Source organism: Shewanella sp. SM20, from assembly GCF_025654545.1.
In the GTDB taxonomy this organism is placed as follows: domain Bacteria; phylum Pseudomonadota; class Gammaproteobacteria; order Enterobacterales; family Shewanellaceae; genus Shewanella; species Shewanella oncorhynchi.
Genome location: NZ_JAKKRK010000080.1, coordinates 1 through 12,831 on the forward strand (window position 1 = coordinate 1; position 12,831 = coordinate 12,831).

A 12,831-nucleotide genomic window follows, 5' to 3' on the forward strand; every position below is an offset into this window, starting at 1 on the left:
CGCGCCTCGGCAAGGGGGGCGGTAGTTAACTTTGACTGTCTTTGCCCGCTTGCTGATGCAGCTGTAACCAGGTGAAGTTAATTGCAGACTCATCAAACTAAACACTGAGTTGAGAAAACCTTCTAGTGCTCGCAAGGGGAGATTAAACAAACCTTTGAGCATTAAGGCGGTTTCTATCGCCGTGTCACTGTATTGAAATCCCCGACCTCGACCACCATGGTGTTCAGTGTGACACCAGAGGTTGAGCGCSTGCTCGTCTATCCAAAAAGTCAGTGAGCCTCGGTTGGTCAACGCCTTGTTATATTCCGGCCAATTGGTAATGCGAGATTTAGATTTGCCCATCTGATAGCGGTTCCTGCGTGGTATTCACAGGATCTGATCGCATCTGAGACGGAAGGTTCATTCATTTAGGCAACAACGCCTCTTTGATTGGAAATCCTCATCAAACAGATCGATTGTTTGTTTAACCGCCCAAATTTAGCGAAATGTGAATGTTTTGCAATTGTAAAAATCACACAATATTAAAAAAATGTCATATCTATGACCTATATCATTAAATGAGTAACATAATGAATTAGGAGTAGCTCAAGTGGAGGCTCATGATACTGATGATAGACACGTGAAGAACTATTACACCTAAATAACTGATCCTAATACTGCTACATCTATGCTTTGCCGTGTCTATTCTCGGGAAATGGTGAAACGGTTTCTATGAAATGCCTTACCTTGCCGAGGAGTTCTCGGATGTTACTGCAACTATTATTGCGAGTTATCGTTTCATGCAGAGCAAGCTATAGCCGCTCTATTTTGTTGACCCACGGTGAATATACTGGTTGAACAGTAACCTGAATTTAGCTGCTCCAGCGGTTACGTTGGTAACCAAAGTACTGTGGACATAGCTGAATAAGCAAAGATAGGTAGAGTAATATTAGGGGCTATTGGCAAGATTGCTGGCAGCCAGCCACTGCGTCAAGGACTTAAGCCCATCAACGCCGCATCCGGTGTACCATCTTAACCAGCTACCGATACTGGAGCGTGTGGCACCAGTAGTATGATGAACGTCGGTAATCGACTGCCCTTGATGTAGCATCAACATAGCGATAAGACGTCGGGCTAAGTGCTTGTTCTTGGTTTTACTGATCAATTTCTGCAGTTGCTTGCGTTATGCGCGACAAAGTGGTTTTAAGATGGCCAATCTCAGTCCTCGACGAGTGGTGGGCTTGTTTGGCGATAGATCAGATCACTCAAACGGTAGTGTAAAAAATCTATGTAAGTGGGACTCTATTCATGTATTTAAAAGGAATAAAGAATGTCAATATTAGACCAGCTTATCGATCAGTTATTAGCTAGCTGATAACAAACCTCCTGAAGACTTGCTCGGCGAACAAGGTTGTCTGTCCGCTCTTTCTGCTGACTTGCACCTTTCAGTTTTAAGGAGTGATGTCGTGGTTAATAACTTAAAAAAATCAATATTTTGCTTGGAATTTGGCCAGCGTAAATCTATAGCCTATATAGCAAGTCTTTATTTTTATTCCGTTTTTTTAAATACTCTTAATAGTCAAGCCTAAAAATAAATTAAAACTATTTAAGCATTACGCAATAATGAATAGTTGACTAAAATACTCAACAAATATAACATGCGCAATATAAGCATGTTTAATGAATGCTAGTCCTAAATAGATTAAGTAGAGGTAGTTCTGATGAGTTCATCATTGACTAAGTTCACTAAAACTGATGATAAAACCAAAAATGTTACCCAATTTGTGCCGGACACGGATGATAATACTGCAACGGATACCAAAAACACTGAGCAACCTGAACAGGTAAAAACGGTAGAAAAACCTAAATCCCCTGGTTTTTGTTGTGGTTCTTGTTCATAAACCACTTGCTTTAGAATTTTAATATCAACTTACATGTATAGCAGGGCACTAATTAAAAAATAGCTTATGGTGCTTTTTATTAGAAATAATACATGCTTATTAATAAGCAATGGAAATAAGCTAGCAATGCTTATCTCTCTTCAAACTCATCTAGGCTATTTTTTGTTGTTTATGGTTGATATAAAAATGACTAATAGTCAAGTTTTTCTCAGTCGATATGATTCTTCGAATACTTATGATTGGTTTTCGAATACATAGGCCAGAATTCATTCGACTTAATATGCCATGAATATTTTAGATCACGCCTAAATGATATTATTTGTCAGCTAATTTTAAAAGTATATTCAAACTTTTAAAAAAGATACTACGAAAACATAGAGGAAAATATGCGTTCATTATTTATTCGCATGAGGTTTATCCATTGGTTAGGTGCTATTGTACTTTTCATGAATGCAACCTTCTTCACAGATCTAATATTTTCACAGATCATTCAGTACATTATTACAATATTTTTGATTATTCATGATATTGATGAAAAAGTTTGGGGAGTTGACTCCTTAAAAAAAGTTACCGAATACATGAAACACTTTGAAAGAAAAGATCTTTCAGTTCCATGTACCATCAATAGCTTATATAACAGTGAAATGGAAAAAGTTCTTAGTGTTATCAATACATTTAGAGAAAATGTAAAAATTGCACTAATCGATATTCAGCAACAGGCCATAGCTTCTGATGAAATATCAGATCTTCTAAAAGTTAAAGCGCAAAAAATTTCATCGCGTATCAAAGAGCAAGATAATCGGGTCAGTATTCTCACTTCACAAATAGAGGCCTTAGATCAAACCTCTCTAGCACTACAAGCTAAAGCAGAAAAAACACGTGAACAAGTAGAAAATACGCAAATAGGGCTTGTTCGATCAAACGAATATATGGGGGCTATGGTTAAAGATTTAAGCTCGTTTATTGCAAGTAATGATGAACTCCAAGAAAAATTTTATCAACTTTCTCAACAAACAAAAGCCATTGAGGGAGTGGTATCCGTTATTAATAACCTAGCCGATCAAACCAATCTATTGGCTTTAAATGCTGCCATTGAAGCCGCTAGGGCTGGAGAGCATGGACGAGGCTTTGCCGTTGTTGCCGATGAGGTCAGAAATCTAGCCAAATCAACCCAAAGTAGTTTAGATGAAATTAATCAAATTATATCAGGAATATCTAAAGCGGTTCTTGATGCTGGTCATCATATGAAATCACAAACATCTGCAATTGTTCTACTATCGGATTACACAACAACGAGCCAGTCAGAATTAGGCGTTGCATGTAAAAACATCAGTGAAATTTTAACTTTGATTGGGCAAGATAGAACAAATAATAATTTGGATATCCTCTATGTAAATAGATTAGTTGGTGATGTAAGTAAGGAAATTGAGGTGCTAAAACACCTCTCAAGCTCCAACTCAAATGATTGCATCGAATTAGAGCAGCAGGGCCATAGCTTAACTCAAGTTACTGAAAAAATTGTTCGCCAATTAGGGATGTTTAAAACTAAATAGTAGCATAACTTAAAGTGCCCAATTGGGTTGACCAGAACAACTTTCCTTGCATTAAAGGAAAATTCTAGAAGACTAAAAATAACTACTTCATTCCAAAAGCTACTGTTCCTTAAAATGTAGTCAAACATACTCAAGGACTAATTCGCACTCTGTTAATGTCTTGTTGCCAAGCGTGTAACTAGAGCCTGAGTCGGTCAGTTCCGACTTATAGCGGTCAGTCCGTTCTTGCAATATGCGCTTTACAGTTTTGTAAGGCGTATAACGACTTATCTCATTGTCGTTTAATCTTGCAAGCACGTTTCTCGCAGCATTCCAATCAGCTTGCACAACTTCCCCATTGAAACGGTGAAAACGATCTCCCTTACGTGTGCCTATTAAAAGGCCATGCAAGAAAGAATCACTTTGCGAAGTATATGCAGAATTGACTAGATGCACCGTAGAACCTCTACGGTGAGATATACCTGTTAGGGCATCGGCTAATAAGCCTTTAACCCATGTGTTTAAACGTCTATTGGTATTTTTACCATAGCTACGCTTACTTTGGATTGGTGCGGTTAAATCCTCCGCAACAATCACTTTGGCTTTATCAACCAACTTGTGAGTTGCTGTAAATATCAATGTCTTGAGCTTTGCTTTCTGAGCATCTTGCCTTTTATCTAGCTTCTTGCGACCTAGATTATTTAACTCAATTTTCTGTTTCTTGTGCGGTTTGGCTTTAGAAATCGCTCTGAGCTTATTTCTACGTTTGTACTTTTGATTTAGGTAGTCTGATTCACTTGAGATCAATTTACCTAAACCATTGCCATATACTTCACCATCAGAATCCACAAAGGCTTCTGAATAACCTTTATCAACACCTACGGTTTTCTGACCACAATCCTGTGTTTCAACTGCATCATAAGTTGAGTGAACTTCAACATTACCGTTTTTTAGAATGATTCTAAGTGTGCCTTGTGGCGCAAAATCAACAGTGGTGTTTAGTGGAATTTTAATGGTTTGTCGAGGGACTAGACTCGGCACTTTAAGCCAACATTGACCATTTAACTCAAAAGTTTTACACATATCCGCACGAACAATAATTTGATTATGTGTGTGATTAACACCATGCTTAAAGTGATTACGCATTTGACGATGGAGGAAATTATCAGTCATCCATTCATCTTTTTTAAGCAAGGTGTATAGTCTTTTTTGTTCATTATTACAGGAGGTGCGTTTTCGGATCGCCTGCTTTACTTTGTCTTTTGATGCTTCTCGATAGGCTTTAATATCACCTACGCAATCACGTAGCGTTTCTTTCCACGCATTTGCAGAAACACCAAAGTCACGACTTTCTTTCATCCACGCATCACGAATGGTTCTGTCGCTGATATTTAAACCTGCAACAGCACCATATTTAGCCCACACTTCGCTACGAACACGATCAAGTAAAACAGCTTGTTTTTCAAGTTGCTTGTACTTTTGCACATTCAAGTTTTTACAGTGATGGATGCGTGTTAGTTTCAAAAAGTTATTCCTTACTATTCACTAATTCTTTAACTTTTTCTTTGTATTTTCTTAATCCATAAAGTCGAGAAGAAAAACAATGAATAATCGCTAAAAGGTCTTGAGTTACTTCTTCCGTTGGGGAAAAAGATTCTTGATTCATAATAATAATTTTACAACCATGTCTTTCAGCAAAAGATTCAAACCACTCAAAACCAAAACGCACCAAACGGTCTTTGTGAGCGATGACAAGCATTGAAACTTTACCCATTTCAATATCAAGAAAAAGCTGATTGAATTTCTTTCTTTTATAATTCAAACCACTTCCAATCTCTGACACCCAATCATCAACAGCATAGCCATTTACAGTACAAAAAGTTTCTAAAGCTGACACCTGATTAGCTAAATCGGGCTTTTGAGCAACACTAGATACCCTTGAATAAACAATTACTGACGATTTAGCTTCCGTTGCTTTTATACCGATATATTCAAGGTATTGATCGTGCGTGTAGTATCTGCGATTTTTAGGATTTCGACATGCAACCAAAATACCTTCGGCATCCCATCTTTGTAGAGTTTTAACCGACTTCCCAATCATTTCACCGAATTTAGCAGGAGAATACATTAATCAATCTCCGCTAACTTCTTGAAATCCTCAAGTGTATAGTCTTTAAATATGGATTCATCACAATATATGGCTAGATCATTGTCTTCATCCCATCCACAGATAGGGCATGTATAAGGGGATGATGCGACTCCTAGCTGATTATATTTTAATAAAATATCGTCACAAACCTCATAAAGTTCTGAATCCTCATGATGATCAACAACTTCAAGGAAAATTAGTTCACTAATATTTTCTGCAAATTTTTTGTATTTTTCAGGCACTTCTAGTTGATATAGCTCTACTAAATCATCTAGTTTTTTAGCGCAAGCATCACCAAAAATCTCTAATAATTTTTCCTCATATTCTTGACAGCGCATACCTTGTCCTGAAACGTGAGTACATTCAGAAAAGCCTGTATTTGCATTAATAAAATCAGCATAGGTGGGGCATTTATCGGAGAGTGATTGATTTGTTTTTTCAGGGTACGAAGAACAATCATAGCCTAAATCTACAATATCGGTTTCATAGAAATCATTCTTTGACCACTCACCATAGACCCATGATGCAAATTCCTTAATAAACCCATCTTTATTTTCAGGGGATACAAAATAAGCAAGGTCTTGCTCTACTTTCTTTAAGCTTTCAGTCAAGTATTTCATTGCAAGTTTTTTTTAAAATTTAATACCTAAATTGTATATGTTTGACTATATTTGTCAATATAATTATTTGCTATCAATCACTCCTCTCAGCAGTATACGGCGCTGGTGAAATGGAACAACTGTAATGCATTTTTTAGTATATGAGTTCTGTTGGCCTCCCTGATATTTATAAAGTACGCATAAGCGTTAGCCTAAAGCCAGTGTAAAATGGCACTGTGTTGAATACTACAAATCAAAAGCGTACAGTGTACACCTTTAAAAAAGCCTAAAGATTTTGATGAGCCATGCTATTGAGTTTGTCGAAACCTCGATCTTTACAAGACAGACCAATAAGCTAGCAACAGATGACGAACTAAAGGATTTGCAAGCAGAGCTTATTGCCCTGCAAGATAAAGGCGATTTTATCAAAGGTACAGGTGGCTTGCGAAAGGTTAGAATGGCAGTTGGCAACAAAGGAAAGAGTGGCAGTATACGAGTACTATACCTACTTGCTCTGGCTGACAAGATTTACTTGATACTCGCTTATCCAACATCAGTTAAAGATAGCCTAACTGCGGAAGAAAAGGCCAAGTTAAAACAAATAGTACATTCACTAAAAGGAGAGGAAAAATGAGTATATTTAACGAACTTCAAGCCTCCCTTGAGGAAGCGGTAGAAATGCATCATGGCCTCAAAAATCCCGCCAGAGTTACTCATTATGAAGTTGTCAACGTTAAGTCAATCCGTGAAGATTTACTTAAAGTAACTCAGGCCGAATTTGCTGCGACGATGGGAGTCAGTTTAGACACAGTTAAAAGCTGGGAAGGCAAACGCCGCAATCCAGCAGGATTGGCAGCTAAAGTGCCTGCGACGATTCAACAAAATCCCAAAATCTACGCAGCTCTTGCCGCTCACTAATATTATTCAAAGGCCCTTCTTGGACCTTTGAATTTTCCCCCTAATCTGAATCTGTTCTAAAAATGTTTTGGGACAGAAGTGATCAATTGCGCTAGAGCTACTAATATCTTAAGCATTCGGTAGCTGTGATAAATGTGTTTGCTATAATATTAACCATAGCCGTGGTGATGAGAATAAGCGTTGGAAGGAATAAATTATGACCATTGTTGATTATATCTTAGTATCATCCCCAGGGCCGGATTATACATTGTTAAATTGGTTAACAAACCTATCCAGTCGAACGAATTTCATTCGATTATGGATGATTTATATCAATCAATAATCTCGCATTAAGTCGACTTAAGAACAAAATAGCTAAATGTTAACAGAATTTACAAAGCATAATCTCACCCTGGTATCATCCCCGTTGCTGTTAGTGGTAGCTTTAGGTGTAATGTATTTTAAAAATCATCATAAAGACTCTAACTAATAAAATTTTCATTATAAAAAAGCCTTGTAAAAACAAGGCTTTTTTATGCCATAAATTTGGTTTTGTTATCTAACCCCTCGATTTGGAAATCGTCCGGATAGTTAAGAAAGCAAAACCGGTCAAAAAATTTATAACACAATTTTGCATTGCAAAAATTATCTGCGTCGTCTAAAAAAAGCGCTTGGCAGATAAAACAATGGAAATAACACAGTATAAACAACTGCATAAAATGCACTGTGCGGCTTTTTTGAAGCGAAATATTTACAATAGCCCCAATAGCCTATCAGCGTAAAAGTAAACGAAACGGAGGCCGCCACAAGATATTGGCTCGATAGGGTGACATCGGACTCCTGAATCGCAAGCCAGGCAAAACCCAGCATACAAGATGAGATGATCACACACGGCAACGCATGGGCCCAAAACGCATTCAACGATGCTTTATCCATTAAAAACAACCTCTCGACTACAATTTATGCTTCTCTAATCATTGAAAAGCCATGCTTAATCCCACTAAGGCACTCTCTTTCAATATGCTTTTCACTACCCGCTAATGAGGCAATAGCTATGCCGATCTCATTAGCCAAATCACATACCTCAATATCCTTCTTAGGAAGATCACTTAATGCTGTGGTTATCCTGGTAATGAATATTTCAACATCAACTCGATTTGATACCGTGGCTTGTTCACGCAAGTAAGCCTCAAGAACGGCAGGATTGGCGAGCGCCGCAGCTTTAACTTCAGCAAATGGAATACCTTTAACTTTGTTATTCACTATTCACCACCTTGATTTTGTAACATTTTCATGTATTGATGATGCTAAATATCTATTGCGTAGGTAAGGAATTGAGCGCCAGAATGGAGCTAATATATTCAACTGAATAGGGCAGTCTGATTTATTAAGGCATGTCGACTTCACACATCCTGCCCTTTACTCTGATACTCCAATAAAAACTGCTATCTTGCTGTGTTTTTATTGAGTAAGAGCTATTCCTTAAACCCTTTGTATAAAACCACTCCAGATGCGAGAACTAAACCAAGTGTCACTAACATGATTAAGATAGACCATAGTTGTAGCTCACTCATAATATACCTCTACTCAATTGGTGTTCTTCCTCGTTGTTAATGATAACAATCACCCCCATGAAGGAGCAATGTAAATACCGTTACGTTCAGGCCAAAATAGTTTATCTAAAAGGGTAATGTTGCGACTTATAAATGACCGTTACTGTAGAAATAACATGCACTCTTTTTGCATTGCAAATTTATCTCTCAAAAATAAAGCTGGCCGTTAAAAAGTTAAACCTACACAGCGATTTGGTCATCGAATACCACATAATCAAAAAAAGGCTTAAAAGTCAACGTGCTAGCATTTATTTTCAAACAGAGCAAGCAAATGAAAATGGATATTTAAAGAATTTTTTGGGATGTGTAATGACTCAAACACCAGTAGAAGCATTAATAGCAGCAACCACAAGTCTTACTCAATACCTCCTCCGCTAGCTGCCAATGGCAGGAAATGACATCATCCACCTTAAAGGTAGTAGATGTCATTTATTGACTAAATCAATCTATTTTTCTTGCCTAACATCATCAGGCTTCTTCGTTTCCTTGGTAAACGAAGAGACCGATACTAACTGCCTATTGTAATACTGGTATGTAGTAATTACGGTAACTATGCTTGTATTGGTTTCGTATGTGTAAGTGGTAGTTACATCGCATGCACCATTAGCAGTAGAACCACTTGGAGGAGTATCAGCACCTAGCAGCGTAACATTTTGCACAGTAGAAGCTGGGGGTGGCTACTAATTTTGCTGATTTATCCAAATGAAACGTATAAGACGACAGAATGGACTCTCACAAGTCCTGACAACTAATGTGGCTTGTTCAAGTTGTTTATTATAGAAAACCTTTTCACAATATTTCTCTTGGCATAGTCCCCGTGCTGACGGGGAACGGATAAAATGCTATAGTTCACCATAATGCCACTCGCTTAAGACTGAGTGGCATTTTTACTTCGATATTTGAGGCTGTTCATAATTCTGTGTCAGGTTAATTTCACCGTTTTCTTGAGCATCACACGCGAGTTGCTGGGTCGCTTCCTCTTTGGGGGTAAAATCGGGCCTTATGGCAACTTTTTCCTGACCGGCCAACTGATGAGCGGGATTTCTTGTTTCGGGTGGAAGAGCTGCAACGAGGTAAAGGCGCGATGGCGTTGCTTTTATCTGCGGAGCAGCCACATTCAGCATCTGTCGCTGAGGTGATTGCTAGCAAGCCGATGCCGCAAAATATAGCCGCTGGGGCAAGGTTACGGTTTCGCTTGCGTGCTAACCCCGTTAAAGCCATAAAAGACTCTAAGCGGCTTGATAAAAATGGCGAAGCTAAAAGTATTCGTGTGCCGTTAATTCACGAAGAAGAACAGCTCAAGTGGTTGTTAAGAAAATTTGCTGGTGTTGCTGAGCTTGAAACAGCAAGGGTTTGGCAAGAGCCTGCATTATTTTTTCGTAAGCAAGATATGGGTGGTAAAATTCAACCAGTTTGTTTTGAAGGTGTACTTACCGTGTTGGATAACCAAGCTTTATTTGAGTTGCTTAGGCAAGGTATTGGCCCAGCGAAAGCTATGGGCTGTGGCTTGTTGTCGTTGGCTGCGGCCTGATGTTACTGCGCCGGGTGTAATAACCTAACTCACGGAGGATAACCATGGCAGCAAAACTCGAAGTATTGGATCAACAAATTGCGACTGATACGAGGGCGGGAATTGAGTATATCTGTATTACCGATATTGCTCGCTATAAAAACCAGAGTCATACGGATGATTTAATTCGTAACTGGTTGCGTAACCGCAATACCATCGAGTTTTTGGGAATTTGGGAGCAACTTAACAACCCCGATTTTAAACCCGTCGAATTCGACGGGTTTAAAAAGCAAGCAGGGTTGAACAGTTTTACTTTAACGCCAAAACAGTGGATTGAACAAACCGGTGCCATCGGGCTGATTTCCAAGGCGGGCCGTTATGGCGGTACCTATGCTCAAAAAGACATCGCTTTTGAATTTGCCAGTTGGATCTCAGTTGAATTTAAGCTGTATTTGATTAAAGAGTTTCAACGCTTAAAAGAACAAGAATTCCAGCAGCTTGGCTGGGATATCCGGCGTAACCTGGCCAAGGTAAATTACCTTATTCATACCGATGCCATTAAACAAAACCTGATCCCTGATACCTTAACCCCAGCGCAAATCAGTCATGTCTATGCAGACGAGGCCGATTTGTTGAATATGGCGCTGTTTGGCGTTACAGCCAGGCAATGGCGGGAGCAAAACCAAAATTCAAAAGGCAATATGCGTGATCATGCCAATGTTCATCAACTGGTGTGCCTGGCTAATCTGGAAACGATGAATGCCTATTTAATCCAGCAAGGCATTACCGCAACAGAGCGCTTGCAGCAGTTGAATGCGCTGGCCATTTCGCAAATGACGATATTAAGCCGCCAGGCGTTACCTTTCTCGAAGCTGCAAAACAGTGACGGCGGTAACTAATGGCCTTTATTCCGCTTAAACCTATACCGCTAAAAGAGCGTAACTCAATGCTTTTTATTGGTATGGGCCGTATCGATGTGAAAGACGGCGCCTTTGTGGTGATAGATGAAGTAAACGGCGAGCGGATGCATATTCCGGTAGGTTCTATCGCCTGTTTAATGCTGGAGCCGGGTACGCGTATTTCACATGCTGCGATGAAGCTGGCGGCAGAGGTAGGTACCTTAATTACCTGGGTTGGTGTGGGCGGGGTGCGGTTTTACTCAGCTGGCCAGCCGGGCGGGGCGCGCTCTGACAAATTGCTGTATCAGGCCAAGCTGGCGCTGGATGAACAACTGCGCTTAAAAGTAGTGCGTAAAATGTTTGAACTTCGCTTTGGTGAGGAAGCCCCACAGCGGCGCAGTGTGGATCAGCTACGCGGTATCGAAGGCGCACGGGTGCGGCAAACCTACCAGCTACTTGCGAAACAGTACGGTGTGCAGTGGAATGGCCGCAAGTATGATCCAAAAGACTGGGAAGCCGGTGACATAGCCAACCAATGTATTAGTGCTGCTACAGCATGTCTGTATGGCATTACGGAAGCGGCGATACTGGCCGCAGGTTATGCGCCAGCCATAGGTTATTTGCATACCGGTAAACCACTGAGTTTCGTTTACGATATCGCTGATATTATTAAATTTGATACCGTGATTCCTTTAGCCTTTCGCATTGCAGCAAAAAGCCCTTTCGCGCCGGAAAAAGAAATTCGTTTAGCCTGTCGTGATTTATTTCGCACCGATAAAACACTAAAACGGTTAATCCCATTAATAGAGGAAATACTGACCGCCGGTGAAATTACCCCGCCAGAGCCTTACCCCGATGCGCAACCGCCAGCATTACCTGAGCCGCCCTCAATTGGCGATACCGGACACCGGAGTAGCTAAATGAGTATGTGCATGATCGTAACAGAAGCGGTGCCACCAAGGTTACGCGGACGTTTGGCAGTATGGTTGCTGGAGGTAAGAGCTGGTGTGTATGTTGGCGATGTAGGGCAGCGCGTGCGCGAAATGCTGTGGCAACAAGTTGAAGGCATGGCTGAAGACGGCAATGTGGTAATGGCCTGGGCTACTAATACTGAATCAGGATTTGATTTTATTACCTACGGCAATAACCGGCGGCAACCTGTTGATTTTGATGGGTTAAGACTGGTTACCTTTTTGCCTGAGCCAGAAAAAAGCAATTAGCCAATTAGCTCTTTAACAAGCCGGAAAAATTGGTAGAAAAAAGCAGGCACTTTTTTCTATTATAAATCAGGTATATACTTTTAGTCTGTTCCCCGTAAGCACGGGGATAAACCGGTTCCAGAATACTGCTGGTGTGGATCAGTTAACTGTTCCCCGTAAGCACGGGGATAAACCGCATGCACAATCACGCTCAGCGCTTGAACACTACTGTTCCCCGTAAGCACGGGGATAAACCGCGCAGCATCACGAAACGCGTTCGCTAGCTTGACTGTTCCCCGTAAGCACCTGTCTCTTCTACACAAATCCCTCGGTTTGCCCCGGGGGATTTTTTTGAACCATTTTTAATTAACCTGATCTGATCCTGACCTTTTGTTTCAGATACCACATGCCATGTTTTTAAGTGAACCATCACTCTGGGCACAGAGCATTTTTCAGCGCGCAAAATTAGGGGATGTACGAAGGACCAAACGGCTTGTACAGTTGGCGGCTCAACTTGCAGCTCATACAGGACAATCTATCGTGCAATCTCTTT

General features: G+C 40.1%; 15 protein-coding genes and 2 pseudogenes. 10 read left to right on the plus strand and 7 right to left on the minus strand.

Annotated features, from left to right (window positions below; translation table 11 throughout):
* Together L5M18_RS21705 and L5M18_RS21710 are read right to left on the minus strand one after the other, a co-directional pair.
* Nucleotides 1-342, minus strand: a 342-nt coding sequence (locus tag L5M18_RS21705; RefSeq protein WP_263198598.1) for a transposase, incomplete at its 3' end; no start/stop codon positions are given.
* Between the two features lie 323 nt (nucleotides 343-665).
* Nucleotides 666-1,153: pseudogene (locus tag L5M18_RS21710) on the minus strand (hypothetical protein).
* Nucleotides 1,154-1,700: 547 nt separating this feature from the next.
* Between L5M18_RS21710 and L5M18_RS21715 the strand changes: the two are divergent.
* Nucleotides 1,701-1,880, plus strand: coding sequence for a CCGSCS motif protein (locus tag L5M18_RS21715; protein WP_263179951.1), 180 nt, complete (start codon nucleotides 1,701-1,703; stop codon nucleotides 1,878-1,880).
* Between the two features lie 386 nt (nucleotides 1,881-2,266).
* A complete protein-coding gene (locus tag L5M18_RS23450) occupies nucleotides 2,267-3,433 on the plus strand; it encodes a methyl-accepting chemotaxis protein (protein WP_317629908.1) in 1,167 nt (388 codons plus the stop codon).
* A 120-nt stretch (nucleotides 3,434-3,553) separates the two neighbouring features.
* On the opposite strand, the gene L5M18_RS21725 is transcribed toward L5M18_RS23450, so the two are convergent.
* The 3 genes from L5M18_RS21725 to L5M18_RS21735 are packed head-to-tail and all read right to left on the minus strand — an operon-like array spanning nucleotide 3,554 to nucleotide 6,181.
* Nucleotides 3,554-4,936, minus strand: a complete 1,383-nt coding sequence (locus L5M18_RS21725) for a hypothetical protein (RefSeq protein ID WP_263178085.1) — start codon at nucleotides 4,934-4,936, stop codon at nucleotides 3,554-3,556.
* Nucleotides 4,937-4,940: 4 nt separating this feature from the next.
* Nucleotides 4,941-5,540: an IS607 family transposase gene (locus tag L5M18_RS21730; protein ID WP_115014245.1), complete on the minus strand. Its 600-nt coding sequence runs from the start codon at nucleotides 5,538-5,540 to the stop codon at nucleotides 4,941-4,943.
* Complete coding sequence (locus tag L5M18_RS21735; RefSeq protein WP_160242677.1) at nucleotides 5,540-6,181, minus strand: hypothetical protein; 642 nt, start codon at nucleotides 6,179-6,181, stop codon at nucleotides 5,540-5,542. Before L5M18_RS21735 ends, L5M18_RS21730 begins: the two co-directional genes overlap by 1 nt.
* A 277-nt stretch (nucleotides 6,182-6,458) precedes the next feature.
* On the opposite strand from L5M18_RS21735, the gene L5M18_RS21740 reads away from it, so the two are divergent.
* Together L5M18_RS21740 and nadS are read left to right on the plus strand one after the other, a co-directional pair.
* Nucleotides 6,459-6,794 (plus strand): type II toxin-antitoxin system RelE/ParE family toxin, encoded by a 336-nt coding sequence (locus tag L5M18_RS21740; protein ID WP_263178084.1) that lies wholly within the window; start codon nucleotides 6,459-6,461, stop codon nucleotides 6,792-6,794.
* A complete protein-coding gene (gene nadS / locus L5M18_RS21745) occupies nucleotides 6,791-7,078 on the plus strand; it encodes a NadS family protein (protein ID WP_220733389.1) in 288 nt (95 codons plus the stop codon). Before L5M18_RS21740 ends, nadS begins: the two co-directional genes overlap by 4 nt.
* A gap of 624 nt (nucleotides 7,079-7,702) precedes the next feature.
* Here the strand turns inward: nadS and L5M18_RS21750 are convergent.
* Nucleotides 7,703-7,993 carry a hypothetical protein gene (locus L5M18_RS21750; RefSeq protein ID WP_261762706.1) on the minus strand — a complete coding sequence of 97 codons (291 nt, stop codon included), beginning with the start codon at nucleotides 7,991-7,993 and terminating at the stop codon, nucleotides 7,703-7,705.
* A gap of 24 nt (nucleotides 7,994-8,017) precedes the next feature.
* Nucleotides 8,018-8,320, minus strand: a complete 303-nt coding sequence (locus tag L5M18_RS21755) for a hypothetical protein (protein ID WP_220733653.1) — start codon at nucleotides 8,318-8,320, stop codon at nucleotides 8,018-8,020.
* 443 nt (nucleotides 8,321-8,763) lie between these two features.
* Here L5M18_RS21755 and L5M18_RS21760 point away from each other — a divergent pair, with 443 nt between their 5' ends.
* The 6 genes and pseudogenes from L5M18_RS21760 to L5M18_RS21785 all read left to right on the plus strand — a co-directional run.
* Entirely contained in the window at nucleotides 8,764-9,048 is a 285-nt protein-coding gene (locus L5M18_RS21760; protein WP_263178083.1) for a hypothetical protein, read from the plus strand.
* 628 nt (nucleotides 9,049-9,676) lie between these two features.
* A pseudogene (gene cas6e / locus L5M18_RS21765) lies at nucleotides 9,677-10,201 on the plus strand (type I-E CRISPR-associated protein Cas6/Cse3/CasE); the annotation flags it as partial.
* Between the two features lie 44 nt (nucleotides 10,202-10,245).
* A complete protein-coding gene (locus L5M18_RS21770) occupies nucleotides 10,246-11,079 on the plus strand; it encodes a KilA-N domain-containing protein (protein ID WP_115014238.1) in 834 nt (277 codons plus the stop codon).
* Nucleotides 11,079-11,999, plus strand: a complete 921-nt coding sequence (gene cas1e / locus L5M18_RS21775; protein ID WP_115014240.1) for a type I-E CRISPR-associated endonuclease Cas1e — start codon at nucleotides 11,079-11,081, stop codon at nucleotides 11,997-11,999. Before L5M18_RS21770 ends, cas1e begins: the two co-directional genes overlap by 1 nt.
* 12 nt (nucleotides 12,000-12,011) lie before the next feature.
* Nucleotides 12,012-12,299 (plus strand): type I-E CRISPR-associated endoribonuclease Cas2e, encoded by a 288-nt coding sequence (cas2e, locus tag L5M18_RS21780; RefSeq protein WP_346347948.1) that lies wholly within the window; start codon nucleotides 12,012-12,014, stop codon nucleotides 12,297-12,299.
* A 390-nt stretch (nucleotides 12,300-12,689) separates the two neighbouring features.
* On the plus strand, nucleotides 12,690-12,831 hold a 142-nt coding region (locus L5M18_RS21785; protein ID WP_263198451.1), incomplete at its 3' end, for a transposase.

Excerpts from the sequence above, each read along its gene's own strand:
- cas1e (WP_115014240.1), top strand. The coding sequence starts at position 11,079 with ATGGCCTTTATTCCGCTTAAACCTATACCGCTAAAAGAGCGTAACTCA.
- L5M18_RS21770 (WP_115014238.1), top strand. The coding sequence starts at position 10,246 with ATGGCAGCAAAACTCGAAGTATTGGATCAACAAATTGCGACTGATACG.
- L5M18_RS21760 (WP_263178083.1), top strand. The coding sequence starts at position 8,764 with ATGACCGTTACTGTAGAAATAACATGCACTCTTTTTGCATTGCAAATT.
- L5M18_RS21740 (WP_263178084.1), top strand. The coding sequence starts at position 6,459 with ATGAGCCATGCTATTGAGTTTGTCGAAACCTCGATCTTTACAAGACAG.
- cas2e (WP_346347948.1), top strand. The coding sequence starts at position 12,012 with ATGATCGTAACAGAAGCGGTGCCACCAAGGTTACGCGGACGTTTGGCA.
- L5M18_RS21730 (WP_115014245.1), bottom strand. The coding sequence starts at position 5,540 with ATGTATTCTCCTGCTAAATTCGGTGAAATGATTGGGAAGTCGGTTAAA.
- L5M18_RS21715 (WP_263179951.1), top strand. The coding sequence starts at position 1,701 with ATGAGTTCATCATTGACTAAGTTCACTAAAACTGATGATAAAACCAAA.
- nadS (WP_220733389.1), top strand. The coding sequence starts at position 6,791 with ATGAGTATATTTAACGAACTTCAAGCCTCCCTTGAGGAAGCGGTAGAA.
- L5M18_RS21750 (WP_261762706.1), bottom strand. The coding sequence starts at position 7,993 with ATGGATAAAGCATCGTTGAATGCGTTTTGGGCCCATGCGTTGCCGTGT.
- L5M18_RS21735 (WP_160242677.1), bottom strand. The coding sequence starts at position 6,181 with ATGAAATACTTGACTGAAAGCTTAAAGAAAGTAGAGCAAGACCTTGCT.
- L5M18_RS23450 (WP_317629908.1), top strand. The coding sequence starts at position 2,267 with ATGCGTTCATTATTTATTCGCATGAGGTTTATCCATTGGTTAGGTGCT.